This window comes from Streptomyces otsuchiensis, assembly GCF_004305975.1.
Classification (GTDB): domain Bacteria; phylum Actinomycetota; class Actinomycetes; order Streptomycetales; family Streptomycetaceae; genus Streptomyces; species Streptomyces otsuchiensis.
The window spans coordinates 1-26,671 of record NZ_BHZI01000043.1 but is presented as its reverse complement, the minus strand read 5'-3'; the positions used below and the strand labels follow the sequence as shown (position 1 = coordinate 26,671).

21 protein-coding genes, 1 tRNA gene and 1 pseudogene are annotated in these 26,671 nt (G+C 73.9%); 12 read left to right on the top strand and 11 right to left on the bottom strand.

Annotation, left to right across the window (positions count from 1 at the left end):
* Nucleotides 1-42: 42 nt before the first annotated feature.
* The 3 genes from E0D90_RS06650 to E0D90_RS06640 all read left to right on the top strand — a co-directional run bounded on the left by E0D90_RS06650 (nucleotide 43) and on the right by E0D90_RS06640 (nucleotide 3,647).
* On the top strand, nucleotides 43-816 hold the full coding sequence (locus tag E0D90_RS06650) for an MIP/aquaporin family protein (protein ID WP_130796962.1): 774 nt from the start codon (nucleotides 43-45) through the stop codon (nucleotides 814-816).
* A gap of 47 nt (nucleotides 817-863) precedes the next feature.
* The gene (gene glpK, locus E0D90_RS06645) at nucleotides 864-2,402 is read left to right on the top strand and encodes a glycerol kinase GlpK (RefSeq protein ID WP_103504608.1); all 1,539 of its coding nucleotides are present in this window, start codon (nucleotides 864-866) and stop codon (nucleotides 2,400-2,402) included.
* A gap of 258 nt (nucleotides 2,403-2,660) precedes the next feature.
* The gene (locus E0D90_RS06640; protein ID WP_130796961.1) at nucleotides 2,661-3,647 is read left to right on the top strand and encodes a PAC2 family protein; all 987 of its coding nucleotides are present in this window, start codon (nucleotides 2,661-2,663) and stop codon (nucleotides 3,645-3,647) included.
* Between the two features lie 80 nt (nucleotides 3,648-3,727).
* Here the strand turns inward: E0D90_RS06640 and mshC are convergent, their stop codons facing one another.
* From mshC to E0D90_RS27645, 5 genes and pseudogenes are all read right to left on the bottom strand, one after another.
* On the bottom strand, nucleotides 3,728-4,957 hold the full coding sequence (mshC, locus tag E0D90_RS06635; RefSeq protein ID WP_103504610.1) for a cysteine--1-D-myo-inosityl 2-amino-2-deoxy-alpha-D-glucopyranoside ligase: 1,230 nt from the start codon (nucleotides 4,955-4,957) through the stop codon (nucleotides 3,728-3,730).
* Nucleotides 4,958-5,031: 74 nt separating this feature from the next.
* The gene (locus E0D90_RS06630; protein WP_438827375.1) at nucleotides 5,032-6,015 is read right to left on the bottom strand and encodes an SCO1664 family protein; all 984 of its coding nucleotides are present in this window, start codon (nucleotides 6,013-6,015) and stop codon (nucleotides 5,032-5,034) included.
* A complete protein-coding gene (locus E0D90_RS06625; protein ID WP_103504611.1) occupies nucleotides 6,012-6,602 on the bottom strand; it encodes a DUF3090 domain-containing protein in 591 nt (196 codons plus the stop codon). The genes E0D90_RS06630 and E0D90_RS06625 overlap by 4 nt, the downstream gene beginning before the upstream one ends.
* A gap of 189 nt (nucleotides 6,603-6,791) precedes the next feature.
* On the bottom strand, nucleotides 6,792-7,430 hold the full coding sequence (locus E0D90_RS27650; RefSeq protein ID WP_438827376.1) for an MSMEG_4193 family putative phosphomutase: 639 nt from the start codon (nucleotides 7,428-7,430) through the stop codon (nucleotides 6,792-6,794).
* A pseudogene (locus E0D90_RS27645) lies at nucleotides 7,428-8,492 on the bottom strand (LLM class F420-dependent oxidoreductase); the annotation flags it as partial. The gene E0D90_RS27650 and the pseudogene E0D90_RS27645, both read right to left, overlap by 3 nt.
* 109 nt (nucleotides 8,493-8,601) lie before the next feature.
* Between E0D90_RS27645 and E0D90_RS06615 the strand changes: the two are divergent.
* Both E0D90_RS06615 and E0D90_RS06610 read left to right on the top strand, forming a co-directional pair.
* Nucleotides 8,602-9,588 carry an aldo/keto reductase gene (locus E0D90_RS06615; RefSeq protein WP_130796960.1) on the top strand — a complete coding sequence of 329 codons (987 nt, stop codon included), beginning with the start codon at nucleotides 8,602-8,604 and terminating at the stop codon, nucleotides 9,586-9,588.
* 62 nt (nucleotides 9,589-9,650) lie between these two features.
* Entirely contained in the window at nucleotides 9,651-11,708 is a 2,058-nt protein-coding gene (locus E0D90_RS06610) for a helix-hairpin-helix domain-containing protein (protein WP_130796964.1), read from the top strand.
* Between the two features lie 98 nt (nucleotides 11,709-11,806).
* On the opposite strand, the gene E0D90_RS06605 is transcribed toward E0D90_RS06610, so the two are convergent.
* Entirely contained in the window at nucleotides 11,807-12,460 is a 654-nt protein-coding gene (locus E0D90_RS06605; RefSeq protein ID WP_103503306.1) for a hypothetical protein, read from the bottom strand.
* Nucleotides 12,461-12,507: 47 nt separating this feature from the next.
* On the opposite strand from E0D90_RS06605, the gene E0D90_RS06600 reads away from it, so the two are divergent.
* The gene (locus E0D90_RS06600) at nucleotides 12,508-12,696 is read left to right on the top strand and encodes a DUF5703 family protein (protein ID WP_103503307.1); all 189 of its coding nucleotides are present in this window, start codon (nucleotides 12,508-12,510) and stop codon (nucleotides 12,694-12,696) included.
* Nucleotides 12,697-12,823: 127 nt separating this feature from the next.
* Here E0D90_RS06600 and E0D90_RS28405 read toward each other — a convergent pair whose 3' ends face one another.
* From E0D90_RS28405 to E0D90_RS06585, 3 genes are all read right to left on the bottom strand, one after another.
* Entirely contained in the window at nucleotides 12,824-13,672 is an 849-nt protein-coding gene (locus E0D90_RS28405; RefSeq protein ID WP_130796959.1) for a chaplin, read from the bottom strand.
* A 148-nt stretch (nucleotides 13,673-13,820) separates the two neighbouring features.
* A complete protein-coding gene (gene chpH / locus E0D90_RS06590) occupies nucleotides 13,821-14,054 on the bottom strand; it encodes a chaplin ChpH (RefSeq protein ID WP_103503309.1) in 234 nt (77 codons plus the stop codon).
* Between the two features lie 178 nt (nucleotides 14,055-14,232).
* Nucleotides 14,233-15,549 (bottom strand): M20/M25/M40 family metallo-hydrolase, encoded by a 1,317-nt coding sequence (locus E0D90_RS06585; protein ID WP_227870036.1) that lies wholly within the window; start codon nucleotides 15,547-15,549, stop codon nucleotides 14,233-14,235.
* A 200-nt stretch (nucleotides 15,550-15,749) separates the two neighbouring features.
* On the opposite strand from E0D90_RS06585, the gene E0D90_RS06580 reads away from it, so the two are divergent.
* Nucleotides 15,750-15,837, top strand: a tRNA-Leu gene (locus E0D90_RS06580).
* Between the two features lie 48 nt (nucleotides 15,838-15,885).
* Here E0D90_RS06580 and E0D90_RS06575 read toward each other — a convergent pair.
* Nucleotides 15,886-16,548 carry a TetR/AcrR family transcriptional regulator gene (locus E0D90_RS06575; RefSeq protein WP_130796957.1) on the bottom strand — a complete coding sequence of 221 codons (663 nt, stop codon included), beginning with the start codon at nucleotides 16,546-16,548 and terminating at the stop codon, nucleotides 15,886-15,888.
* A gap of 102 nt (nucleotides 16,549-16,650) precedes the next feature.
* On the opposite strand from E0D90_RS06575, the gene E0D90_RS06570 reads away from it, so the two are divergent.
* The 3 genes from E0D90_RS06570 (at nucleotide 16,651) to atzF (ending at nucleotide 23,507) form a co-directional block, all read left to right on the top strand.
* On the top strand, nucleotides 16,651-17,613 hold the full coding sequence (locus E0D90_RS06570) for an NAD(P)-dependent alcohol dehydrogenase (protein ID WP_130796956.1): 963 nt from the start codon (nucleotides 16,651-16,653) through the stop codon (nucleotides 17,611-17,613).
* Between the two features lie 423 nt (nucleotides 17,614-18,036).
* Nucleotides 18,037-21,621: an urea carboxylase gene (uca, locus tag E0D90_RS06565; RefSeq protein WP_130796955.1), complete on the top strand. Its 3,585-nt coding sequence runs from the start codon at nucleotides 18,037-18,039 to the stop codon at nucleotides 21,619-21,621.
* Nucleotides 21,622-21,737: 116 nt separating this feature from the next.
* Nucleotides 21,738-23,507: an allophanate hydrolase gene (gene atzF, locus E0D90_RS06560; RefSeq protein WP_227870035.1), complete on the top strand. Its 1,770-nt coding sequence runs from the start codon at nucleotides 21,738-21,740 to the stop codon at nucleotides 23,505-23,507.
* 327 nt (nucleotides 23,508-23,834) lie between these two features.
* Here atzF and E0D90_RS06555 read toward each other — a convergent pair whose 3' ends face one another.
* Nucleotides 23,835-24,503, bottom strand: coding sequence for a lytic polysaccharide monooxygenase auxiliary activity family 9 protein (locus E0D90_RS06555; protein ID WP_130796954.1), 669 nt, complete (start codon nucleotides 24,501-24,503; stop codon nucleotides 23,835-23,837).
* Nucleotides 24,504-24,676: 173 nt separating this feature from the next.
* Between E0D90_RS06555 and E0D90_RS06550 the strand changes: the two genes are divergently transcribed.
* Entirely contained in the window at nucleotides 24,677-25,789 is a 1,113-nt protein-coding gene (locus E0D90_RS06550) for a LacI family DNA-binding transcriptional regulator (protein ID WP_130796953.1), read from the top strand.
* A 282-nt stretch (nucleotides 25,790-26,071) separates the two neighbouring features.
* Nucleotides 26,072-26,566, top strand: coding sequence for a lamin tail domain-containing protein (locus E0D90_RS06545; protein ID WP_227870034.1), 495 nt, complete (start codon nucleotides 26,072-26,074; stop codon nucleotides 26,564-26,566).
* Nucleotides 26,567-26,671 lie beyond the last annotated feature (105 nt).

The window sequence follows — 26,671 nt, the reverse complement described above, 5'->3', positions numbered from 1 at the left end:
CCCCCCACCCGGACAGGCACCAGACTCGGACAAGGAGGCACGGTGTCCAGCTCTGACATCTTCGTCGGCGAGATTCTCGGAACCGCCGTACTGATCCTGCTCGGCGGCGGCGTCGTCGCCGGAGTGGTACTCGCGAAATCAAAGGCCTTCGGAGCCGGATGGGTCGCCATCACCTTCGGCTGGGGATTCGCCGTTCTCAGCGGCGTGTACATTTCCACCGAACTCTCCGGAGGGCACATCAACCCCGCTGTCACCCTCGGGCTCGCCCTGGACAGCGGAGACTGGTCCAACGTGTGGGTCTACTGGGCGGGACAGATGATCGGCGCCATTATCGGCGCCATTCTTGTCTGGGTCGCCTATTACGGTCACTTCCAGGCACATCTGCGGGACCCGAACATCGTCGCGGCCGAGGCCAAGGACGGCGAACGCGGCGGCCACAAGGGCCCGGGCCCGGTCCTGGGCATCTTCTCCACCGGCCCGGAGATCCGCAGCCCCTGGCAGAACTTCGCGACGGAGTTCATCGCCACCACCGTCCTGGTCCTGGCCGTGATCCGGCTGGGCGTCAACGAGGGCATGCAGGTCACCGGCCTCGGCGGCCTGATGGTGGCGCTGGTCGTCGTGGGTATCGGTCTCTCCCTCGGTGGTCCGACCGGCTACGCGATCAACCCGGCCCGAGACCTGGGCCCCCGTATCGTGCACTCCCTGCTGCCGCTGCCCAACAAGGGCGGATCCGACTGGGGTTACGCCTGGATTCCGGTGCTCGGCCCCCTCGCGGGCGGTGCGCTGGCGGCCGGTATCTCCCGGCTGGCGTTCTGAGCAGCACCCACCCGACACACACGACGATCTGGAGCAGGAGCCGCACCATGACTGACACGCACGCCACCTCCGGCGGCGCCCGCGAGTACATCGCGGCGATCGACCAGGGGACCACCTCCAGCCGGTGCATCGTCTTCGACCGGGCGGGAACCATCGTCGCGGTCGAGCAGAAGGAACACGAGCAGATACTCCCGAAACCCGGGTGGGTCGAGCACGACGCCGCCGAGATATGGACCAACGTCCAGGAGGTCGTCGCCGGCGCGCTGTCGAAGGCCGGCGTCACCCGGGACGAGGTCAAGGCGATCGGCATCACCAACCAGCGCGAGACCACGCTGCTGTGGGACAAGGCGACCGGGCAGCCGGTCCACAACGCCATCGTCTGGCAGGACACCCGCACCGACGCCATCTGCCGAGACCTGGGCCGCAACGTGGGCCAGGACCGGTTCCGCCGTGAGACGGGCCTGCCGCTCGCCTCGTACTTCGCCGGCCCCAAGATCCGCTGGCTGCTCGACAACGTCGAGGGCCTGCGCGAGCGGGCCGAGCGGGGCGAGATCCTCTTCGGCACCATGGACTCCTGGGTGATCTGGAACCTCACCGGCGGCCCGGACGGCGGACGGCACGTCACCGACGTCACCAACGCCTCCCGCACCATGCTGATGAACCTGCGCACCCTCGACTGGGAGCAGCGCATTCTCGACTCCATGGGCGTGCCCGCCGCGGTCCTGCCCGAGATCCGCTCCTCGGCCGAGGTCTACGGCACGGCCAAGGGCGGACCGCTGGACGGCATCCCGGTCGCCTCGGCGCTGGGCGACCAGCAGGCCGCCCTCTTCGGGCAGACGTGTTTCGCCGAGGGCGAGGGCAAGTCCACCTACGGCACCGGCACCTTCGTGCTGATGAACACCGGCGAGAAGCCGGTCAACTCCTACGCCGGACTGCTGACCACCGTCGGCTACCGGATCGGCGACGACAAGCCGGTGTACGCCCTGGAGGGCGCCATCGCGGTCACCGGCTCGCTGGTCCAGTGGATGCGCGACCAGATGGGGCTGATATCCAGCGCCTCGGAGATCGAGCCGCTGGCCCGTTCGGTCGAGGACAACGGCGGGGCGTACTTCGTGCCCGCCTTCTCCGGCCTGTTCGCCCCCTACTGGCGTGCCGACGCACGGGGCGTCATCGCCGGGCTGACCCGGTACGTCACCAAGGCACACATCGCCCGCGCGGTACTGGAGGCGACCGCCTGGCAGACCCGGGAGATCACCGACGCCATGCGCAAGGACTCCGGGGTGGAGCTGACCACCCTGAAGGCGGACGGCGGCATGACCACCAACGACCTGCTGATGCAGAACATCTCGGACTTCCTCGACGTGCCGGTGGTGCGCCCCGAGGTCACCGAGACCACCTGCCTCGGCGCCGCCTACGCCGCGGGGCTCGCCACCGGCTTCTGGTCCAGCACGGACGAGCTGCGGGCCAACTGGCGACAGGACCACGAGTGGACCCCCCACATGGACGCGGCCGCCCGTGACACCCAGTACAAGTACTGGCACAAGGCGGTCGAACGCACCATGGGCTGGCTCGACGAGAAGGACTGACCCGGTCGCGCCCACGCGCCGCCCCACCGCCCGGCGGAGCCGGACCGGCCCCACGCCCGGTCCGGCTCCGCCGCGTCCGCCCCCGGTCACGGTGCCCGCGCCCTCCCCCGGAACCGGTGGCGGTGACCCGCGGCACGGATGCGTACAAGGGCTCCGGGCTGGGCACGGTCACGCCGTAGGCTGGGCCAGCACGGAACGAATCAGCAGTCCGGGCGCGCGGTGCCACACCGTCGTGCCCCGGCCGGAAGGAGGCGCTGGGTGATCGAGCTCGAGGGAGTTCCCGAGCTGGTCGACCCGGTGATGGTGGCCGCGTTCGAAGGCTGGAACGACGCCGGTGACGCTGCCTCCGCCGCGCTCGACCACCTCGACCGCACCTGGAAGGGTGAGGTCTTCGCCGCTCTCGACGCGGAGGACTACTACGACTTCCAGGTCAACCGTCCGCACATGTGGCTGGACGGCGGTGTACGCCGCGTCACCTGGCCGACCACCCGGTTGTCGGTGGTGCGGATCAGCCCCGAGGAGGGCAACGGCCGGCCGAGGGACCTGGTCCTGGTGCGCGGGATCGAGCCCAGCATGCGCTGGCGCTCCTTCTGCAACGAGATCCTCGGCTTCGCGCACGAGCTGGGGGTGGAGATGGTGGTGGTCCTCGGCGCACTGCTCGGCGACACCCCGCACACCCGCCCGGTACCGGTGAGCAGCGTGACCTCCGACGAGAAGCTGGCGCGCACCCTCAACCTGGAGGAGTCCCGGTACGAGGGCCCCACCGGGATCGTGGGCATCCTCCAGGAGAGCTGCGCGCACGCCGGTGTTCCGGCGGTCAGCCTGTGGGCCGGGGTACCGCACTACGTCTCGCAGCCGCCCAACCCCAAGGCGACGCTGGCGCTGCTGCACGCACTGGAGGACCTGCTCGGCTTCTCCGTACCGCTGGGCGAGCTCGCCGAGGACGCCCGCGCCTGGCAGATCGGCGTGGACCAGCTGGCCGCCGACGACAGCGAGGTCGCCGAGTACGTCCAGTCGCTGGAGGAGGCGAAGGACACCGCCGACCTGCCCGAGGCCAGCGGTGAGGCGATCGCCCGGGAGTTCGAGCGCTATCTGCGCCGCCGTTCCGGCGGACCCGGCGGCACGGGCAGCGGACAGAACGGGCCCTACCTCCGGGACCCGGGCAGCGGGCGCGGCCGGGCACGCGGGGACGGCGACGACGGACCGTCCCCGCCACCGTCCGCCGGCGACGGCCCGGAGGACTGAACGACCGAGAGGGGCCCGGCCGGTCGGCCGGGCCCCTCTGGTGTGCGCTCGGAGCGTGCGGTCTCAGAGGACGCCTGGACTCAGAGCGCGACGCCCAGCAGCGCGTCCGCCGCGCGGCTCGCGATGCCCGGGGCGCTCTCGTCGCTGCCGCCGCCCTCGGCCTGGGAGGCCGCCCAGCGGTCGAAGGCGAGCAGCGCGGACGGGGCGTCGAGGTCGTCCGCCAGCGCGGCGCGCAGCTCGGCGAGGAGGGGTTCGGCCGGGGGGCCGTCCGGACGGGAGACGGCGGCCCGCCAGCGCGCCAGCCGTTCGTTCGCCGCGGCCAGCACCTCGTCCGTCCACTCCCAGTCCGCGCGGTAGTGGTGCGAGAGGAGCGCGAGGCGGATCGCCGCCGGGTCGACCCCGTCGCGGCGCAGCCGGGAGACGAAGACGAGGTTGCCCCGGGACTTGGACATCTTCTCGCCCTGGTAGCCGACCATCCCGGCGTGGGCGTAGGTCTGGGCGTAGGGGTGACGGCCGGTCAGCGCCTGGGCGTGCGAGGCGCCCATCTCGTGGTGCGGGAAGACGAGGTCGGAGCCGCCTCCCTGGACGTCGAAGCCCATGCCGAGGGTGTCCAGCGCGATGGCCACGCACTCGATGTGCCAGCCGGGCCGTCCACGGCCCAAGGAGCCACCGTCCCAGGACGGCTCGCCGGGCCGGGCGGCGCTCCACAGCATCGGGTCGAGCGGGTTCTTCTTGCCGGGCCGAGCCGGGTCGCCGCCCCGCTCGGCGGAGAAGTGCAGCATGGTCGCCTGGTCGTAGCCGGAGACCTCGCCGAACCGGGGGTCGGCGGCGACCGAGAAGTAGATGTCGCCCTCCAGCTCGTAGGCGGCGCCCCTGTCGCGCAGCCGTTCCACGAGCGGGACGATCCGCGGTATCGACTCCACGGCGCCCACGAAGTGCTCCGGCGGCAGCATCCGCAGGGCGCTCATGTCCTCGCGGAAGAGGGTGGTCTCGCGTTCCGCCAGCGCTGTCCAGTCCTCACCGGTGGCGTTGGCGCGTTCCAGGAGCGGGTCGTCGATGTCGGTGACGTTCTGCACGTAGACCACGTCGCGGCCGGAATCGAGCCAGACGCGCTGGACGAGGTCGAAGGCGGTGTAGGTGGCCGCGTGACCCATGTGGGTGGCGTCGTACGGGGTGATGCCGCAGACATAGAGCCGGGCGACGTCACCGGGGGTGGGCCGGTCCGGCCCGCCCGTCGCGGTGTTGTGGAGCCGCAGGTCAGGGCCCTGACCTGGCAGGGCGGGGACTTCGGAGGCGGGCCAGGCATGCATGAGAAGAGCCTAACCGGCCCACCGGGCAGGCCACGAGATCGGTCCCCGTCACATGACGGCCGCCGGAACTCCGGTCAGATCAGCGGCCAGGGGATGGCGGGCCAGTCGCCGCCGGGAAGCGGGTGGCTGCCGGTGGTGAGCAGCATCGCCACCCGGCCCCGGAGGGCCTCCAGCTCCTCGGCCGTGATCAGCGCCGCCATCCGGGTGGCCAGCACTCCGCCGTCGCCCAGCCGCTCCTCCAGCCGCCCCAGCGCGGCCGTGATCTCCCCGGGCAGCGGTTCTCCGGCCCATCCCCAGAGGAGGGTGCGCAGCTTGTTCTCGGTGTGGAAGGTCACTCCGTGGTCGATGGCGCGCAGCTCGCGGCCGGACGGGGCGAGCAGGTGGCCGCCCTTGCGGTCGGCGTTGTTGATCACCGCGTCCAGGACGGCCAGCCGCCGCAGCCGCGGGTCGTCCGCGTGCACCAGCAGGGCGGTGCGGTCCGGCGCGACCTGGGCGTGGCCGACAGCCTTCCAGCCCGGTCCGGGCTCGTCGGCCTCGACCAGCGCCAGCAGTTGCGGTTCGCGGTCGTCGTGGTCGTCGTAGTCGTCGTGGTCGTCGCCGTCGCCGTGGTCGTCGCCGTGGTCGGCCGCGCGGGGGTCGTCGGCACGGTCGTGCCCGCCGGAAGCGCCGGCCGGCCCATCGGCCGCGTCGTCCGTCGCCTCGTCCGTGGGCTCGTAGGCCTCGGCGTCGGCGCCGGCCGGGCCCTCCTGGGGCCCCGGGCCGATCCACTGCTGGCACATGCCCAGGCCGTGCGGCCCTTCCCGCAGCACCGTGGGCGGCACCAGATCCCACCCCAGGGCGCGGCAGATCTCGTAGGACGCGACCTCCCGCTGGGCGAGCGTGCCGTCGGGGAAGTCCCACAGGGGGCGCTCACCGGCGACCGGCTTGTACACGCAGCGAAGCTCCTCGGCCCCGTCGGAGACGGACGCGTAGAGCACGGCGTTCGAGGCGCCGGTGAGCCGCCCGTGAACGGTCAGCGCGCCGACGGCGAGGAGGCGTTCGGCCCCGTCGGTGGTCACAGTCGCCGCCGGTAGCCGTTCTGCCGCGGGCACACGTGGCCCTCCGGGTCCAGTGGCAGGTTGCACAGCGGGCAGGGCGGGCGGCCGGCGTTGACCACGTCCAGGGCCCGCTTGGCGAAGGCGCGGGCCATGGTGCCGCTCAGCAGTACCCGGAGCATCGGGGGGCCGTTCTCGTCGTCACGCAGCAGCCGCTCCTCGGCCTCGGCGAACTCCTCCTCGGAGTCGGCCTCCAGCTCGACGAGGGCCTGTGCCTCGACGACCATCCGTTCGGCGTCGCCGTCCCAGGCCAGCGCCATGGTGCCGACCCGGAACTCCTCCTCCACCGGCGCCTGCAGCGGATCGGTGTCGGCGATGTCCGAGGGCGCGACGGCCGGGACGGTGGTCTTGCCGCCCGCGCGGCGGACCACCTCGTCCAGCAGCTCGTCGATGCGTTCCGCGAGCGCCTCCACCTGGGCCTTCTCCAGTGCCACACTGGTGGTCCGCGGACCGGCGGTGGCCTGGAGGAAGAAGCTGCGGCGGCCGGGCAGCCCCACGGTGCCGGCGACGAAACGGTCCGGAGGGTCGTAGAGGAAAACCTGACGGGACACCTGTTCCGCTCCGTGGGTCGACTGCTGGATCAACTGCTGGTTCATGGGCACCCTACTGCGGGTGTGGATCACCGCGCCTCCGCCCCGGGCGGGCGGCCCGGCGCGCGGCGGGTGTGCCGCGGCCCCCCGGGGCGCGCCGGGCGCTCCGTGCGCCCCGGGGGAGAGCCACTGAGGCCCGCCGGTCGCCGGTCAGGTGCCGCCGCCGACGACGGCGCTGGAGCCCTCCGGTCCGGTCCGGGTGGCACCAGGGGGTGCCGGCGCCAGGCCGTCCAGGGCTCCGGTGTCGCCGAGCCGCAGCAGGAACGGCCGTTCCGATGTGTACCGGATGGCGGTGACGGAGGCGGGACCGACCGCGATCCGCTGGAAGAGGTCGAGGTGCATGCCGAGGGCGTCGGCCACGATCGCCTTGATGATGTCGCCGTGGGTGCAGGCCAGCCACAGCGCGTCGGCGCCGTGTTCGGCCTCCACCTGCGCGTCGCCGTCCCGGACGGCCGCGACGGCCCGGTGCTGCATCGCCCGCATGGACTCGCCGCCGGGGAAGGTGGCGGCCGACGGGTGGCGCTGGACGATGTCCATCAGGGGCCGCTGGGACAGCTCGGAGAGCTTGCCGCCGGTCCATTCGCCGTAGTCGCACTCGTTGAGCCGCTCCTCCACGCGGGCCGGCAGCTCCGGCCGGGCGGCGAGCAGGGGTGCGAGGGTCTCCCGGCAGCGTTGCAGCGGACTGTGCGCGACGGCGGCGAGCGGCACGCCGGCCAGGCGGCCGGGGAGCGCGGCGGCCTGGGTCGCGCCGAGGTCGTCGAGGCCGACACCGGGGCCGCGTCCGGCCAGCAGCCCGTCGGAGTTGGCCGCGGTGCGGCCGTGGCGCAGGAGCAGCAGGGTAGCCATGCCCGAGAGCTTACGGGGCGGCGGCGGTTCGGCCGGGGCGAGGGAGAGCGTGGTGACGCCCGCCTCGGCGTAGGCGCGCATCCGGTCCGCGATCCGCTCCACCGGGCCGATCAGCGTGGTGGAGTCGATCAGCTCGTGCGGCACGGCCGCCGCGGCGCCCTCCTTGTCCCCGTCCAGGTACCTGTCCTGGATCTCCGCTGCCGCCTTCTCGTACCCCATGCGCTGCGCCAGCCGGTTGTAGAAGTTCTGCTTGCGGCTGCCCATGCCACCGACGTAGAGGGCGGTGTAGGGGCGGAACTGGTCGGCGAGCGCGCTCACGTCGTCGCCCACCGCCATCGGGACGGTCGGCACCACGTCGAACCCGTCGAGCGTCTTGCCCGCGGCGGCTCGGCCGGCGCGCAGCGAGCCGAGGGTGGTCTCCTCGGCGTGCTCCGGCGCGAAGAAGATCAGCAGCGCGCCGTCGGCGATCTCGCCGGTCTGCTGGAGGTTCTTCGGCCCGATCGCCGCGATGTAGAGGGGGATGTGCTCGCGGACCGGGTGGACAGTCAGCTTGAGGGGCTTGCCGGGGCCGTCGGGCAGCGGCAGCGTCCAGTGCTCGCCCTCGTGGGTGAGCCGCTCGCGGGACATGGCGCGCCGGACGATCTCCACGTACTCGCGGGTGCGGGCCAGCGGCTTGTCGAACTTCACGCCGTACCAGCCCTCGGAGACCTGCGGGCCGGAGACGCCGAGGCCGAGCCGGAAGCGGCCGCCGGAGAGGGAGTCGAGGGTGGCAGCGGTCATCGCCGTCATCGCGGGGGCGCGGGCGGGGATCTGGAGGATCGCGGAGCCGATGTCGATGCGCTCCGTCTGCGCGGCGACCCAGGAGAGCACGGTCGGGCCGTCGGAGCCGTAGGCCTCCGCGGCCCAGCAGACGGCGTAGCCGAGCCGGTCCGCCTCCTGGGCGACCGCGAGGTTGTCCGCGTCCATCCCGGCTCCCCAGTAGCCGAGGTTGATACCGAGGCGCATCGTGTACTCCTTCGTCGCGGGCGTCCGTCGTCGTCACACGGTGGCTACCGGCCGGTAACCTCCAGGTACCTCCGGACTGTAGCGTGCCGCGCAAGTACGCTCAACGCCCATGGAGCCAAGGCATCTGGGCCGCACGGGCCTTCGCGTTCCCCCACTCGGCCTCGGCACCCTGACCTGGGGCCGGGATGTCGGGGAGCAGGACGCCGCGGGGCTGCTCAAGACCTTCTGGGAGGCGGGCGGTTCCCTGGTGGACACCGCGGACGTCTACGCGGACGGAGGCGCCGAGTACCTCCTCGGACGGATGCTCGGTGGCCTGGTGCCCCGCCGGGACGTCGTCGTCGCCACCAAGGCCGGCAGCGTCCCCGGCCCGCACCGCAGGATCGACGGCTCGCGCGGCCATCTCCTCGACGCCCTGGACGCCTCCCTGGCCCGGCTGGGCACCGACTACGTCGACATCTGGCAGCTGCACGCCTACGACCGCGACACTCCGCTGGAGGAGACGCTCCAGGCGGTGGACGACGCGGTGCGCAGCGGCCGGGTCCGCTACGCGGGCGTCGCCGGCTACTGCGGGTGGCAGCTGGCGAAGGCGGGCACCTGGCAGCTCGCCGACCCGGGCCGCCGCAGCCGGCTGAGCAGCACACAGATGGAGTACTCGCTGTTGCAGCGCGGTGTGGAACGCGAGGTACTGCCCGCCGCGCTGGACCTGGGGATCGGCCTGCTGCCGTCCTCACCGCTGGGGCGTGGCGTCCTCACCGGCAAGTACCGTGACGGGGTGCTGCCCGCCGCCTCACGCGGTGCCTCCGACGAGCTGGGGCCGTTCGTCGCGCCCTATCTGGACGACACGGCGGGTCGGGTGGTGCATGCCGTGTGCACGGCCGCGGACGGTCTGGGGGCGACACCGCTGCAGGTGGCGCTGGCCTGGGTCCGTGACCGGCCTGGGGTGGTGGCGCCGCTGGTCGGCGCGCGGACACCCGACCAGCTTCACGCTGCGTTGTCGGTGGCGGACCTTACGCTTCCTGACGAGATCCGCCGCGCGCTGGACGATGTGTCGGCGCCGGTGCACCACTACCCCGACCACGACTGGAGCACGCTGTGACCAACGGGAGCCCCGCACCGGCGGACGGCGGGACCGGGCCCGGCGGCAAGGCCGAGGAGCTGATGGCCGCCGTGCGGGCGGTCGAGAAGGGCGAGCGGTCCGCGACGGAGTTCTTCACCCGGCCGGTGCCGCCGCCGGCGCCCTCGCGCACGGCCCCGGCACCCTCGGGCCCGGCCAACGGCACCCAGGCCCCCGCGCACGGCCCCGCCACACCGCCGCCCGCGCCGAGCACACCGGCGGACGGGCTCGCCGCGCTGCTGGCCGAGGGCGGGGCTCCCGCGGCGCTGGCGGGCCCGGTGACGGGCGCGCTGGGCGCGCGGGCCGCCGAGGTGCTGCGCTCGGACCCGTGGGCGCTGCTCACGGCGCCCGGGGTCCGGCCGGAGCAGGCCGACACCTTCGCGCGGGCCCTGCTCCAGGATGCCTGCGGCCCGGGCGACGAGCGCCGCGGCCGGGCCCTGGCCGGATGGCTGCTGGAGCGGGCGGCGCGGCGCGGCGACACCGTGCGCACGCCGGAGGAGCTCTGCCGCGATCTGGCCGGCCATGCCGTGCCCGACCCCGCCCAGGCGCTGGAGGCGGCGGTCGAGGCGGGCGCGGTGCTGCTCTTCGAGGACCCGGTGCCGGGCGCCGAGCCGGACGAGGACGGCCGGACTCCGACCCGGGCGCTGGTGGGGCTGGACCGCTACGCGGTCGCCGAGGAGAGCCTCGCGGACGGCCTGCTCCGGCTGCGCACCACCTACCGGGCGCCGGCCGGTCCCGGCACCGGAACCGCCGGAGCCGGGCCCGAGCCTGACACCGGCGCGGACACCGGCGCGGAAGCCGACGCGACGGGCCCGTCGGAAGGCGGCGACAGGGGTGAGAGCGCTGACGGCGGCGCGAACGACGGAGACGGCGAAGCCGCCGGGAGCGCCGACGCGGCCGGCTGGCAGCGGGTGGCCGAGGCGGCGCCGTCCGCGTCCGCCCGCGAGCTGATCGAGGCGGCGGCCGGCCACGGGGTGGTCACCCACACCGGTGGCGCGGCGGCCCGCGCGGAGCCGGCCGCTCTGGTGGCGGGGGCACGTTCCCTCGGGCTCCGGGCCGTCCTGGCGGCGCACACCGCCACACCTCCTCCATCCGCGAGTGACGAACGCCCCGGCGAGGAGCGGGCGGAGCGCCCGACGGCCGGGGAGGGGGCGCCGGAGACCGTCCCGGTCGCGGAGATGCTGCACGGGCCCCGGGCGTTGCCCCGGGACGAGGAGGGCGCGCTCGCGCTGGACGTCCTGGCGGTCCTGGACGCCGACCGGCTCGACACGGAGGCCGCTGCCGCTCTGGTCGAGGCGCTGCCGGACGGCGCACGGCTGGTCCTCAGTGGCGATCCGGGGCTGCTCGGCTCGGCCGGGGCCGGGCGCGTCCTGGCCGATCTGATCGCCTCGGGGACCTGCCCGCGAGTGGTGTCCCGCACCCCGGACCCGGGGCCGGTGGGTGAGTTGGTGTCGATGGTGGGCACCGGTGAGCTGGGCCAGGTGGAGGCGCCGGGCAAGGAAGTGGTCGTGGTGCCGGTCCGCGACCCGGGCGAGGCGCTGCACCGGGCGGTGCAGCTGGTCACCGAGTCGATTCCACGCGCCTTCGGCGGGCATCCGTCGCAGACCGCGGTGATCACCGCGGCGCACGGTGGCCCGGTCGGCACGGTCGCGCTCAACGCCGCGCTCAAGGAGCGGCTCAACCCCGGGCCGGGGAGGTTCGGCGGCTTCGACAGCGGCGACCGGGTGGCGTGGTCGGCCGCCCCGGGCCAGACCGTGCTGGGCACGGTGGTGGGTGCGGACGGTGCCAGCCGGAGCCTGGAGTGCGAGACGGGGAGCGGCCGGGTCTCGGTGCCGGCCGGTGAGGTCAGCCTGCGGCACGGATGGGCGATCACCGCGCACCAGGCCGCGGGGCACGAGTGGCCGGCGGCGGTGGTCGTCGTGCCCGGTGACGCGGGCGGGCTGCTCGACCGGGCGTGGGTGCTCACGGCGTTCAGCCGGGCGCGGCGGCATCTCTCGGTGGTGCAGGGGGCCGGTCCGGATCTGGCGCGGGCGGTGGCGGCGACGCCCGCGGCGCGCACCACCCGCCTCGCTGAGCTGCTGCGCCAGCCCGACCAGCGGTGAGGGGCGTCGGTCGCTCAGGACCGACGCCGCCCGGGGTGCTCCCACCGCGGTGAGGGCACCCGGGGACGGCTGGACGCCGCGCGGGGCGACGGCACGCGTCAGAGCGTGTCGAGTTCCTCCTCGTCGAAGGCGTCGCTGATGTCGAAGCGGCAGATCACCCGTTCCGGGTCGACCGACTCGAACGGTGCGGGCAGCCACTCCCCCGGCTCGGTGGGCTCGTCGGCGGCGGCGACCCACGTGGTGGCGTCGCCCTCCTCCAGGCCGAACTCCTTGTGCCGGGTGGCGATCTCGTCGGGTTCGAACTCTCCGAAGAGGACGCCGATCGCGGCGTGCAGGCTGTGGCGCGCGCCCACCCCCGCGGCCTCGGCGTCGTCCACCGACTCCGGATCGAGTTCGGTGATCCGCTCGGCCTGTGCCAGCAGCCGTCGCGGCTCGGTGACCTGGTAGTCACGGCGGATGAAGACGCTGAGGACCTCCGGCTCGTCGGGGCCCTCGTAGTCCACGGTGCCGTCGGTGGCGGGGACCTCGAAGGGGGTGACCTCGTCGTGGACCTCGTACAGCAACTCGTCGTACACCTCGCCGGCCGCGGCCAGCTCGTTGAACGCGTTGAAGACCTCGGCGTCCGCCGCGGCGTCGGCCTCGCCTCCGGCGGCGCGCCGTTCCACGGCGTCCAGGTGGCGGTCCAGCGCCTCCTTCAGGGCTTCGGCGGCGGCTCGGACCTCGGCAGCGCTGGGCTGCGCAGCATCAGACATGGTGCAGACGGTATCGGCAAGTGGCCCCTGCCCGCACAATGGATTCGATGCCGGAATACGAGTTTCGTGATGTGTTCGTCCCGCGCGGGGTCTCCCGCGCCGCCGCGACCCGCCTCCTGACCGAGCACGCCGAGTACGGCCACTGGGAACTGGACAGGCTGCGGCTGTTTCCGGACGGAAGCCGGCGGGTGCGGCTGCGCCGTCGGGTCATCCGCCAGATCCGGGCCACCTGGTGACTCCCGGGCCGTTCTCCCGGAGCTGCCGTGCCCCGTGCCGGAGAGACCCGGGAGCGGGCATACCGCGGCCGGGGTGGCCACCGCTGGACGCGGTGGCCACCCCGGCCGGTTCGGTTGCTGCGCGAGGTCAGGCGCCCTGACCGACGCGGGAGCGGCGGAAGAGCACCGCGCCGCCGGCCAGCAGGCCGGCCGCGAGCGGGATGGCGATGCCGGGCGAGAAGTCGCCGCCGGTCTGGGCGAGCGCCCCCTCGGGGGCGGTGGGGGTCTCGGCCCGCGGGTCCTCACCGCGCGGGTCCTTGGGGCCCTCCGGGTTCTTCGGCTCCTCGGGGCTCTTCGGCTCCTCGGGAGTCTTCGGCTCCTCCGGGGTCTCGGGCTCCTCGGGGGTCTTCGGCTCCTCGGGGGTCTCGGGCTCCTCCGGGGTCTTCGGCTCCTCCGGCTTCCCGGGCTTCTCCGGGCTGCCGGGGCCGCTGTCGTTGCCGCAGTCGTTACCGATGGCCGGGTTGAGCAGACCGACGACGGAGATGCTGTTGCCGCACAGGTTGACCGGCACGTCGACCGGGACCTGCACCGCGTTGCCGGAACCGACGCCGGGCGAGTTGGACGCGACACCCTCGGCCGAGGCGCCGCCGCCGTGACCGCCGTGGGCGCCCTCACCCCGGTTCTCACCGGAGTGGCCGCCCTGGCCCTGCTCTCCCTTGGACCCGTGGTCCTTGCCGTCGCCGTGCGAGGACGACGACACGTTGGCGCAGCTGTTGCCGATCGCGGGATTGAGCAGGCCGATCACGTTGACCGTGTTGCCGCAGGCGTTGACCGGTACGTCGACCGGCACCTGCACCATGTTCCCCGACAGCACACCGGGAGAGTTCTGCGCACTCCCCTGGGCACTGGAATCGGCGGCCGCCGTCCCCCCGGACATCGCCAGCACACCGCTGGCCGCCGCCACGGAGATCAGGCCCTTCCTGGTGACCTCACGCATTCTGGTTGTTCCCCTGCCTTTTTACCTCGTGGGAGGCGGAGGTGAAAAACTCGGAACCCCCCTCCGCCACAGAAAGACCGGGGAGCCCCGGAGCGCCGTGCACTCCGGGGCCACCCGGCGTCAAGCCCTCAGAAAACGGGGCTCAGCGTCACTTGTTGATGCAGGTGTTGCCGAACGTGGGGTTCAGCAGCCCGATGACGGAGACGGTGTTGCCGCAGAGGTTCACCGGAACGTGGACCGGCACCTGGACGACGTTGCCGGAGAGGACACCGGGGGAGTTGACAGCGGCACCCTGGGCACCGGCGTCAGCAACGGCGACGCCCGCACCCGCGAGCACGAGACCGCCGGTGGCAGCCGCGGCGGCGACGACCTTCTTGAACATGCTTCCTCCTCGTTGACAATGCGACCCCCGGTAAGAGGTCGCCATCGTCAGTAACGAGGGCAGGCCAACGAAGCTACGAACCCCCACGGCGTTTCACCCGTCCGGATGGTTTCGCACGACAGGGCGATTACCGCCGGGGGTGCGAACGGGTCCGCGACCGCGCCCCCGGCGGTGGGGTTCAGCAGTCGTCCAGGAAGCGGTCCAGGACCCGCACGCCGAACTGCAGACCATCGACGGGTACCCGCTCGTCGACGCCGTGGAACATGCCGGCGAAGTCCAGTTCCGGCGGCAGCTTCAGCGGCGCGAACCCGAAACCGCGGATGCCGAGGTCGTCGAAGGACTTGGCGTCGGTGCCGCCGGAGAGCATGTACGGCACCGCCCGGGCGATGGGGTCCTCCGCCAGCAGCGAGGACTGCATGGCGGCGACGAGGCGGCCGTCGAACTCGGTCTCCAGCGCCTTGTCCGCGTGCACGTCCTCGCGCCGGACGCGGGGGCCGAGCAGCCGGTCGATGTCGGCGAGGAACTCCTCCTCGTGGCCGGGCAGGAAGCGGCCGTCGATGTGCGCCGTCGCCTGGCCGGGGATCACGTTGACCTTGTAGCCGGCGCCGAGCTGCGTGGGCGCGGCGGTGTTGCGCAGTGTGGCGCCGATCAGCTTGGAGATGCCGTTGAGGCGGCTGAGGGTCTCCTCCATGTTCTCGGGGTCGAGCTCGACCCCGAGCGCGTCGGACAGCTCGTCCAGGAAGGACCGCACCGTCTTGGTGACCCGTACCGGGAACTCGTGCCGGCCGACCCGGGCCACCGCCTCGCACAGCTCGGTGATGGCGTTGTCGTTGTTGGTCATCGACCCGTGGCCGGCGGTGCCGTCGACCGTGAGCCGCATCCAGTGCATGCCCTTCTGGGCGGTCTCGACGAGGTACAGCCGCAGGTTCTCGTTGACGGTGAAGGAGAAGCCGCCGACCTCGCTGATCGCCTCGTTGACGCCCTCGAAGAGGCCGGGGTGATGGTCCACCAGGTAGCGGGCGCCGTGGGTGCCGCCCGCCTCCTCGTCGGCCAGGAACGCGACGACCACGTCGCGCGGGGGCTTGCGGCCGGAACGGACCCGCTCGCGGATGACCGCGAGGGTCATGGCGTCCATGTCCTTCATGTCGACCGCGCCGCGCCCCCAGACGCAGCCGTCGGCGATCTCCCCGGAGAACGGGTGGTGCGTCCAGTCGTCGGCGTTGGCCGGCACCACGTCGGTGTGACCGTGGATCAGCAGCGCCGGGCGGGAGGTGTCCTCCCCCTCGATGCGGGCGACGGTCGAGGCGCGGCCCCGTTCGGACTCGAAGATCTGCGGTTCCAGCCCCACCTCCGCCAGCTGCTCGGCGACGTACTCGGCGGCGGCCCGCTCGCCCGGGCCGGAACCGTCCCCGAAGTTGCTGGTGTCGATCCGGATGAGGTCGCGGCACAGATCCACGACCTCCCGCTCGGGGGTGCTGAGACTCGGCTCGCTCACTTGCCCTCTCCCTTCCTCGTCACGCTCGCGTGGAACCTCCATCCTCTCCCCTGGCGTGACCCGGCCCGGCCGCCGGTCCGCGCCGCCGCGCGCCCGGACGCCGTGCGCGGGCGCGCGGAGATACCCGTGTGATCACCACCCCCGGGCTTTGCTATGGTTTCCCACGTCGACGCGCCCCACGGGCAGCGGACGGCGGCCCTGTCCGGGTGGCGGAATGGCAGACGCGCTAGCTTGAGGTGCTAGTGCCCTTTATCGGGCGTGGGGGTTCAAGTCCCCCCTCGGACACCACCGGAAGACCCCAGCCCAGCTGGGGTCTTTCCGCGTTCCGGGGGGCCGTCACCCCTCCGGGGTCTCGGCTGTGGCCAGGAGGCCGCTCAGGGTCGGCGCGGCCGGTGGAGGAAGCGGCCGGCGGGCCGCGTCGGCGCGGAAGGACTGGAGCAGATAGGCCACCAGGCGCCGGGATGTCGCGCTGTCCCCAGGCAGGGCGGTCACCAGACCGCCGTGCGCCAGCAGGACCATCGCGAGGTCGGAGGGGCGGAAGTCGGCCCGCAGCGCTCCCGACGCCTGAGCCCTGCGCACCAGGATCGCGAAGTCCCCCTCGGCTCGTTCCCGGGACCGCGCCTGATCCGGCCTGCTGTCCGGGAAGGCCGCGAGGAACGCGGCCGGGAACCCCCGTTCCTCGCGCTGGAGCCCGCAGACCGTCTCGACCAGGTGCTGGAAGCCGTGCCACGGGTCAGGGACGGCCAGAGCCTCGGTGAGCGCCCGCGCGCAGGTCTCCATCTGCTGCGCGAACGCGGCCCGCACCAGGGCGTCGCGGGTCGGGAAGTGCCGGTACAGCGTCGCCACACCGACGCCGGCCCGGCGGGCCACGGCCGCCATCGGGGCGTCGATCCCGCGCTCGGCGAAGACCGTGCGGGCGGCGACGAGGACGCGCTCCCGGTTTCGCCGGGCGTCCGCCCGTACGCCGTTCCGTGCTGTGATCCGAGAGGATTCCGTCATCACTGTCTCTCGCTTCGGCTCCACGTGGACGATCGCGTCCGTCCAGGAGCCTACGGTCGACGCCAGATCCCTGTGGGGGCCACCGGTGGCAGAGGCGGAACAGTGAACGACCGCACGATGAAGGCAGTTCTCCACGACCGTTACGGCGGCCCCGACGTGCTCTACGTGGGCCGGGTGCCACGCCCCGAGCCGGCCCCGGGCGAGGTCCTGGTGAAGGTGCGCGCCTTCAGCGTCAACGGCGGTGAGCTGGCGGCCCGGGCCGGGCGTCTCCGTCTCGTCACCGGCCGGAGGTTCCCCCGGCGCGCCGGCATGGACTTCAGCGGCGAGGTCGCGGCGCGGGCTGCCGGAGTGACGGGGTTGGCGGTCGGCGACCGTGTGTGGGGTGTCCTGGGCCGCTCCGGTTTCGGCAGTGCCGCCGAGTACGTGACCGTGTCCGCCGGACGGGTCGGACGGGTCCCCGACGGGCTGGACCTGGTGGACGCCGCCGCGCTGCCGGTGGCCACCACGGCCGTCACCGCGCTGCGCGACAAGGCCGGGCTGCGTTCCGGCGAACGACTCCTCGTACGGGGCGCGGCGGGCGGCGTCGGCAGTGCCGCCGTCCAGCTCGGACGGGCGTACGGCGCGGACGTCACGGCTCTCGCCCGCCCCGCCAACGCCGACTTCGTCCGCGGGCTCGGCGCCCACCGTGCCGTCGACCACCGGACCGTCCGGCCCGCTGATCTGGGCCGCTTCGACGTGGTCCTGGACACGGTGGGGACCGACCTGCGGGCGTATCGGCGGCTGCTCGGTCCCGGAGGGCGGATGGTCACCATCGCCTTCGACCTCGACCGGCCCGCCGCCTCGCTCGGCTACCTCGCGGCCAGCGCGGTCCACGGAGGGCGCCGGGTGCGCTTCTTCAGCGGCGACCCCACGCGGGAGCAGTTCGACGACCTCGCCCGGCAGGTGTCCGAGGGGAAGCTGAGCCCCGCGGTGGACACGGTCTTCCCCCTGGAGGAGACGGCGGCGGCGCACCGGGCGCTGGAGGCCGGGGGCGTGCGGGGCAAGTACGTGGTCACGGTCGCGTAGCGGCCACCTCGGCCGGGCCGCCGGGCTGCCGCCGGACCCGTGGCCGGCGGGCTCGGCGGCAGCCCGCCGGTACCACCCACGGGGACGTTCGTTCCCCACGGCACCTCCGGCGGACGGGCCCGGCCGGCGTGAGCACCGGCCGCCCGAAACGTCCGGTTCATCTGTGGCGGACCTGCCGGTAACACGCCACACCTAGCGTCACTCCATGGCTACGGGAGTGTGTGCACGGCCGGTCGGCGCCGCGTCCCCGCGAGCAGCCCCGCCCTCACTGCGGGCCACCCCACCGGCGCGCCCCGGGCGGCACCGCCGCCCGAGCGGCCCGGTTCGGCGGCCCCTGGCTCGGCCGCGCTCCGGCTCGTCACTCCTCCCCGCACCCGGATCACAGGGCCCGACCACCCGGAGTTCCCGAAGGAGATGCCGCCCATGTTCGACACGCTGCTCGTCGCCAACCGCGGGGAGATCGCCCGCCGGATCATTCGCAGCGCGCGGGAGCTCGGTCTGCGGACGGTGGCCGTCCACTCCGACGCGGACGTGGGCGCGCCGCACGTCCGTGAGGCGGACGACGCGGTGCGGATCGGTCCGGCGCCGGCCGCCGAGAGCTATCTGCGCGGCGATCGTCTGATCGAGGCGGCGCTGGCGACCGGCGCGGGCGCCGTCCACCCCGGGTACGGCTTTCTGGCGGAGCGCGCGGCGTTCGCCGCCGATGTGACGGCGGCCGGACTGGTCTTCGTCGGTCCCACCCCGGCCCAGCTGGAGGTCTTCGGCACCAAGCACACGGCGCGCGAGGCGGCCCGGGCCGCGGGCGTCGCGCTGCCGCCGGGCTCTGGGCTGCTGGCCGATGTCGGAGAGGCGTCGCGCGCGGCCCGGGAGGTCGGCTGGCCGGTGATGCTGAAGGCCACCGGGGGCGGTGGGGGCATCGGGATGCGGGCGTGCCGTTCGCCGGCCGAACTCCCCGACGCCTACGAGCAGGTGGCGCGCGCGGCACACGGGTTCGGGGGCGGGGTGTTCCTGGAGCGTCTGGTGGAGCGGGCACGCCATGTCGAGGTGCAGGTCTTCGGTGACGGCAGAGGCCGCGTGATCAGCCTGGGCGACCGTGACTGCACCGCGCAGCGCCGCCACCAGAAGGTGGTGGAGGAGGCTCCGGCGCCCGGCATCCCGGCCGCGGTCCGGGCCCGGATGCACGCCGGGGCGCGGGCGCTGTGCGCCTCGGTCGGCTACCGCTCAGCGGGGACGGTCGAGTTCGTGTACGACGCGGAGCGTGAGGCGGCCTGGTTCCTGGAGGTCAACGCCAGGCTCCAGGTGGAGCATCCGGTGACGGAGGAGGTCACCGGCGTCGACCTGGTGGCGTGGATGCTGCGGCTCGCCCGAGGTGAGTCCGAGCTGCTGGAGGGGGTGCCCGACGACGGCCCGCCGGCGCGTGGCCACGCCGTCGAGGCGCGGCTGTACGCGGAGGACCCGGCGCGCGGACACCGCCCGAGCGCCGGGATGATCACCGACCTCCGGCTGCCCGACGGGGTGCGGGTCGACGGATGGGTGGAGACGGGGACGGCGGTGCCCAGCGCCTACGACCCGCTGCTGGCGAAGGTGATCGCCACCGCCTCCACTCGGGAGAAGGCGATCGACGCGCTCGACGCGGCGCTGGCGGACACCTCGGTAAGCGGGGTGGAGACCAACCTGGGGCTGCTGCGGGCACTCTGCGCCGAGCCGGATTTCCGGGCCGCGCGCCACACCACCGCCACGCTGGAGACGCTGCGGGACCCCGAACCCCGGGTGGACGTGGAACGGGCCGGGACGCTGACCACGGTGCAGGACTGGCCGGGCCGGGTCGGCCACTGGGAGGTCGGCGTACCGCCCAGCGGCCCGATGGACGACCTGTCCTTCCGCCTGGGCAACACCGCCGTCGGCAACCCGCCCGGCGCCCCCGGCCTGGAATGCACCCTGGACGGCCCCACGTTGCGCTTCTCGCACGCCACCACGGTCTGTGTCACCGGGGCTCCCGCCGAGGTGCGGGTGGACGGCCGGGTCGTGGAACAGTGGGTGCCGGTCCGGCTGGACGCCGGGGCGCTCCTGGACGTGGGGACGGCCGACGGCCCGGGGATGCGCGTCTACGTCCTGTTCCGCGGCGGCCTGACGGTACCGGAGTACCTGGGCAGCGCCGCCACCTTCACCCTCGGCGCCTTCGGCGGGCACGCCGGACGGGCGCTGCGTGCCGGGGATGTGCTGCGGCCGGGCGCGGTCGCCGGGCGCGCGCCCGGGCCGGCTCCGGTACCGCCGGCCCGGCGGCCGCGGTTCACGTCCGCCTGGACGCTCGGGGTCAGCGAAGGGCCGCACGCGGCACCGGAGTTCCTCACCCGCGCCGGCCTGCGGACGCTCTGTGACACGGCGTGGAAGGTCTCGGCGCAGTCCGCCCGGACGGGCGTGCGGCTGACCGGGCCGAAACCGGAGTGGGCTCGCCCGGACGGCGGCGAGGCCGGGCTGCATCCGTCCAACGTCCACGACACCGCGTACTCCGTCGGCGCGGTCAACCTCACCGGTGACACCCCGGCGATCCTGGGCCCCGACGGGCCGAGTCTGGGTGGCTTCGCCTGTCCGGTGACGGTGGTGGCCGCCGAGCGCTGGAAGACCGGCCAGCTCCGGCCGGGCGACACGGTGCGGCTGGCCGCCGTGACCGAGGCGCGCGCCGACGCGCTGCGGTCCACCCCCGCGCTGCTGGCACCCGAACCGGACGGGACCGACGGCGACGACGGCGTGCTGGCCCGGCGCCCCGCGGGAGAGGGCACGCCCGAGGTGACGTACCGCCGGGGCGCGGACGACAACATCCTGGTCGAGTACGGCCCGATGACACTGGATCTGGCGCTGCGGATGCGGGTCCACGCACTGGCGGAACACCTCGCCGCGCTCCGCCCGAAGGGTCTGGTGGACGCCACTCCGGGCGTGCGGTCGCTGCATCTGCACACCGACCCGGACGTCCTGCCGCTGCGGACGCTGCTCGCCGTGCTGCGCGAGGCGGAGGAGACACTGCCGGCCACCGGGGAGCTGACCGTGCCCAGCCGGGAGGTGCGGCTGCCGTTGTCGTGGGACGACCCGACCGTGGGCGAGGCCATCGCCCGCTACGGTGCCTCGGTCCGCGACGACGCGCCGTGGAACCCCTCCAACATCGAGTTCATCCGCCGGATCAACGGGCTGGGCAGCGTGGAGGAGGTCCGGCGGACCGTCTTCGACGCCTCCTACCTCGTCCTCGGTCTGGGCGACGTCTACCTCGGCGCTCCCGCCGCGACTCCGCTGGATCCACGCCACCGGCTGGTCACCACCAAGTACAACCCTGCGCGCACCTGGACGGCTGAGGCCGGTGTGGGCATCGGTGGTTCCTATCTGTGCGTCTACGGCATGGAGAGCCCGGGCGGCTACCAGCTGATCGGCCGCACCGTTCCCATCTGGGGCGGGCTGCGGCCCGGCCGGTCGTTCGCCGACGGGCTGCCGTGGCTGCTGCGCTTCTTCGACCGGATCAGCTGGTATCCGGTCTCCCCCGGGGAACTGGCCGACACCCGGGCCGGGCTGGCCTCGGGGCGGAGCGGACTCGACATCCGCCCCGGGGTGTTCTCGCTCGCCGCCCACCAGGAGTTCCTGGCTCGCGAGGCCGGGCCGATCGCGGCGTTCCGTGCCCGCCAGAGCGCCGCGTTCGAGGCGGAGCGGCTGGCGTGGGAGCGGGCCGGGGAGTTCGCCGACCGGCCCGGGGCGCCGCCCGCGCCGGACCCCGGGCGGATCGAGGTGCCGGCCGGTGGACATCTGGTGGAGGCGCCGCTGAGTTCCACCGTGTGGAAGGTGGAGGCGGCTCCCGGTACCCGCGTCGCCGCGGGCGACCCGCTGCTGGTGCTGGAGGCGATGAAGATGGAGGTGGTGGTGCGGGCTCCGGGCGCGGGGGTGGTGGCCGAGGTGCTGGTCTCCCCCGGTCTCCAGGCCGAGGCGGGCGCGCCGCTGGCGGTACTCGCCCCCGGCGGCGGCGAGTGAGAGCGAGCCGGCGCGGCGTGGGAGTGCCGCGGACCGGGCACCAGGCGGGGGTGAGCGGACGGAGCGCCGTCCGCGGAGACGGCCGGGCGCCCGCGTCCGGCGGAACGGACGGTCCCATGCCAACCGCGACGAACGGGCCGATGGGCGCCGGCGCCGACGCGCACCTTCCGGCGGCGGGGGCCGCCGCCCCCACCGCGGAGCGCCGCGCCGAGGCGGCGTACCGGCGGATCGAGGAGACCGGCCGGCCGGAGGTGTGGATCGCCCTGCGGCCACGCGAGGAGACCCTCGCCGACGCGCGGGCCGTGGACGCCCGGGTGCGCTCCGGGGAGCGACTGCCGCTGGCGGGACTGCTGGTGGCGGTCAAGGACAACGTGGACGTGGCGGGACTGCCGACCACCGCGGGCTGCCCGGCGTTCGCCTACCGTCCGGAGGAGAGCGCCACCGCGGTGCGGCGCCTCACCGACGCGGGCGCGGTGGTGCTGGGCAAGACCAACATGGACCAGTTCGCGACCGGCCTGGTCGGCACCCGCAGCCCGTACGGCGCGGTCCGCAACGCCCTGCTGCCGTCGAGGATCGCGGGCGGTTCCAGTTCGGGTTCGGCGGTGGCGGTGGCGGTGGGGATCGCGGACATCGGGGTGGGCACGGACACGGCGGGCTCCGGGCGGGTGCCGGCCGCGCTGAACGGGCTGGTGGGAGTGAAGCCGACGCTGGGCCTGGTTCCCACCACCGGTGTGGTCCCGGCCGCCCGGCCCTTCGACGCGGTCACCGTCTTCGCCACGTCGCTGACGGCCGCCCAGCGGGCGGTCGCGGTCATGACCGGCCCCGATCCGGCCGATCCGCGCAGCCGTTGCTGGCCGTCGGGGGTGCGGCTCGGCGCTCCGCCCCGGCCCCGGGTGGCCGTCCCGGACGAGGCCGGGCTCGCCCCGCTCTCCGTGGAGGGCCGGGCGGCGTTCCGGTTCGCCGCCGAACGGCTGGAGGCCGCCGGGGCGCGGACCGAGGCGATCGACATCGGACCGCTGCTGGCCGCGGCACGACTGCTCTACGACGGCGCGCTCGTCGCCGAACGGTACGCGGCGGTAGGCGAGTTCATCGCGGGCGCGCCCGCGGACTGTGATCCGACGGTGGCCTCGATCATCCTGGCAGCCGCCGACATCCCGGCGTCACGGCTCGCCGCCGACCTGGAGCGGTTGGACCGCTACCGCGCCGAGGCGGCCGCGCTGCTCGACGGGTTCGACGCCCTGCTGTCGCCCACCACGACGGACCATCCCGAACTGACGGAGGTGCGCGCCGATCCGGTCGAGGTCAACCGGAGGCTGGGTACCTACACCAACTTCGTGAACCTGCTCGACATGGCGGCGGTCGCGGTGCCGGCGGGCACGGCGGACGGCGGGCCGTTCGGGGTCAGCGTCATCACCCGTGGCTTCGACGACCAGGCCGGCATCGACATCGCGGCACTGCTGACCGGCGAACAGGCGGCCGAGCCGTGGCCGGACGGGGGACGGAGCCTGGTCGTCTTCGGGGCGCATCTGCGGGGCCAGCCGCTGCACCACCGGCTGACCGAACTCGGCGCCCGGTTCGCGGGCGAGGTGACGACCGCGCCGCGCTACCGGCTGCTGGCGCTGGAGACCGAACCGGCGAAGCCGGGGCTGGTAAGGACACCGCCGGGCGAGGGCGGGCGGATCAGCGGCGAGCGCTGGTCGCTGGCACCGGCCGCACTGGGCACCTTCCTCGCGGAGCTGCCGTCGCCGATGACCCTGGGCGCGGTGGAAATGGCCGACGGCGGCTGGGAAACGGGGTTCCAGTGCGACGCGCACGCGGCGGCCGGGGCGTCCGACATCACCGGCCACGGTGGGTGGCGGGCGTATCTGGACGCGCGGGGCGGCTGACGGCGGCGGCGCCGGGGGCGCGCGCGTCGCCGACGGCACGCACGGGGCGGGCCGTTCGGGAACGAGCACCCGCCCCGCCGGGAGCCTCGGAGGTTCCCGGCGGGGCGAGCGGCGGCCGCACCGGCGGTGGCCCGCCCCCGGCACTGGGCCGGGCGACGGTCACCGGACCCCGGACTGCCGGGGCGGCCGGTCCTGCTCCGGCCCCGCGCACCGGCGTCGAGGCGCCGGCACCCGGGAACGGACGGGCGGTGGTCGGTCCGTGCGGCCGCGCGGGCGTGTGCTGTGCGGAACGGCCGGCGCGGCTGAGCGGTGCAGCGGTTGAGCGGTTCAGCCGAAGTTCACGTCGCTGCACAGGTAGTAGACCTGGTCCATGTGGGAGGCCTGCCAGATGGTGTAGACGACGTGGTGGCCGGTACGGCCCGGGGCGTCCACGTCCACGTAGATGTCCTGCGTGGGGGCGAAGCTGCCCGTCTCGGTGACGAGTTCGAGATCGTCCCAGCCCAGCGGCTCGGTGGCCGGGTCGAATCCCTGCTCGGTCACGTAGATCCGGAGGTAGTCGGCGCCGTGGCTGGCCTGGTCGTGCAGGTGCAGCCGGAAGCTGTTGTCGAGGTCGGTGGTCTGCCAGGGGCCCACCGTGTCCAGGGAGTTGTAGCGGCCGCCCTCGGCCTGGCCACCGCTGCACAGCGTGCCGTCGGGCACCGCCGCGCGGTGGTTGCCGCCGACGTTGTCGCGGTAGAGCCCGTTCCAGTTCCACATGGCGTTGGGGTTGTCCTGCCACGCCTGCCAGCACATCGGGTCCAGGTCGGCCATGGCGGGGTTCTGGAAGTCGCTGCCCCAGCGGTCCCAGCAGCCGTAGTTGCGGGAGGGCGGGTCGACGACGGACCCGTGTGCGGCGGCCGAGTCCGCCCACGGTACGAGGAACAGCAGGGCCGCGGTCACCAGGGCGAAGGCCCTCAGCAGCGGGCGGGTCTGATCGGCATGACGGTATGCGTGCACTGTGCGTTCTCCTGTCCGGCTGTGGGGTTTCCGGTATGGGAGCGCTCCCACCGAGCTGAGTACCCGTCGCCACACCGCCGAAACACGGTGTTTACAGTCCTGCCGCTCTGATTGGGCGGCGAGTGCGGCCGACTCCCGGAGGAGAGCGCTCTCCCCGTGTTATAAAGGCGTCCATGAGCGATCGGGCCCGCACAGCGGCGCACTCCCCCACCCTGGAGGACGTGGCGCGGGCCGCCGGGGTGTCACGGGCCACCGTCTCCCGGGTCATCAACGGCACCCGCAATGTCGACCCCGAGATCCAGCGCACGGTGCGCGACGCGGTGACCGCCACGGGGTACGTCCCCAACCGGGCGGCACGGGCGCTGGTCACCCGTCGCGCGGACACCGTGGCGCTCGTCGTCTCCGGCGCGGGCGCGGACACCGGTCCGCCGGACGCGGACACCGGCCCCCGGGAGGACGGGAGCGTCCACGGCGGGGAGGAGCGGGACGGCGACGCCGGGGGCCCGCTGTTCAGCGACCCGTTCTTCGGCCGTATCGCCGCCGGAGTGGTCGAGTTCCTCCGCCCCCGGGGCATGCATCCGGTGCTGATGCTCGCCGAGTCACCGGCCGCCCGCGACCAGGTGTTCGACTACCTGCGCCGGGGCCACGCGGACGGCGCGGTACTGGTCTCCACCCATGCCGCCGACCCGCTGCCCGCCCGGCTGGTCGAGGCCGGCGTGCCCGCGGTGCTGTTCGCGCGCCCGCCGCGCCCGCTGCCGGTCTCCTACGTCGACCTGGCCCACCGGGACGGTGCCCGGCTGGCGGCCGAGCACCTCCTGGCGCGCGGCTGCCGGCGCGTGGCCACGGTCAACGGGCCGCTGGACGTCCTCGCCTGCCAGGAGCGGGCGGCCGGGTTCCAGGACGCGATGGCACGGGCGGGCAGTCCGTACTTCCCCTCCGTGGAGGGGAACTTCACCCTGGAGAGCGGCGAGCGGGCGATGGCGCAGCTGCTGGCCCGCCATCCCGGCCTGGACGGCCTCTTCGTGGCGAACGACCTGATGGCCCAGGGGGCTCTGCACGTTCTGCGCGAGCAGGGTCGCCGGGTCCCCGAGGATGTCGCGGTCGTCGGGTTCGACGACAGCAGCGCGGCCCGCGCGGCGCGGCCGCGTCTGACCACCGTGCGGCAGCCGGTGGAGCGGATGGCCGCCGAGATGACCCGGCTACTGCTGGAGCATGTGGAGCAGCCGGACCGCTCCCCCGCCTCCGTCATCTTCGAACCCACCCTGGTGACGCGCCACTCCGCCTGAGACCCACCACGCGCGGGCCCCGAGTCTCCGGCGCGGGAGCCGGTGGCGCGGAGCGCACCCGTGTACGACCGAAGCGCCGCCCAACCCCCCTGAGCTGTAAGGACGTTGCCCCGTCGCCCGACGGTTCGCCCGTCGTTGTCATCACGAGACATCCGTTATGGAGAAAAACCCGACGACGCCGGTTTCGGTGGGGCACACTGAGCGCTCGGTCAACACGCCGGGGGCGTGAAGCGCCCGGCTTCGCATGTGAGAGGCACGCCTGTGAACCGCACCATACGATCGGTGATCCTCGCCGCGGCCACCCTGGCCGTCCTGGTCCCGGCCTCCCCCGTCCACGCCGCCAAGACCACGGGCGACCTGATGATCACGCATGTGCGGCCCAACGCCGCCGGAGCGGACGTCAAGAACAGCAAGCAGGTCAACCTGAACGGGGAGTACTTCGTCATCAAGAACGTGACCAAGAAGACGGTCAACGTCGGCGGCTACATCCCCGACATCACCACCAACACCTACGGACGGGCGCTCCCCTCCTACAAGCTCCCGGCCGGCGCCACCGCGTACGTGCACACCGGGACCGGAAAGCACCACAAGGACGCCAAGGGCAAGCACCACATCTACCGCGGGTACGCCCGCCATGTGCTGCCCAACGACGGCAAGGCCAAGTCGCCCAACCTGCGGCTGAAGACGCCGGGCAGCAAGGACAACAACGCCGCCGCCGGCACCATCAGTTCCTGCAGCTGGAAGGTCGCGGCGGACGGCAAGAGCTACACCTGCTGACCGGCGACACCTGAGGCCGGCGACACCGCGCGCCGCCACCCCCACATCGGGGCCGCCCGGCCAGCCGCCGGGCGCGCCCTCCCCCACCCGGCAGGGGTCACGCGC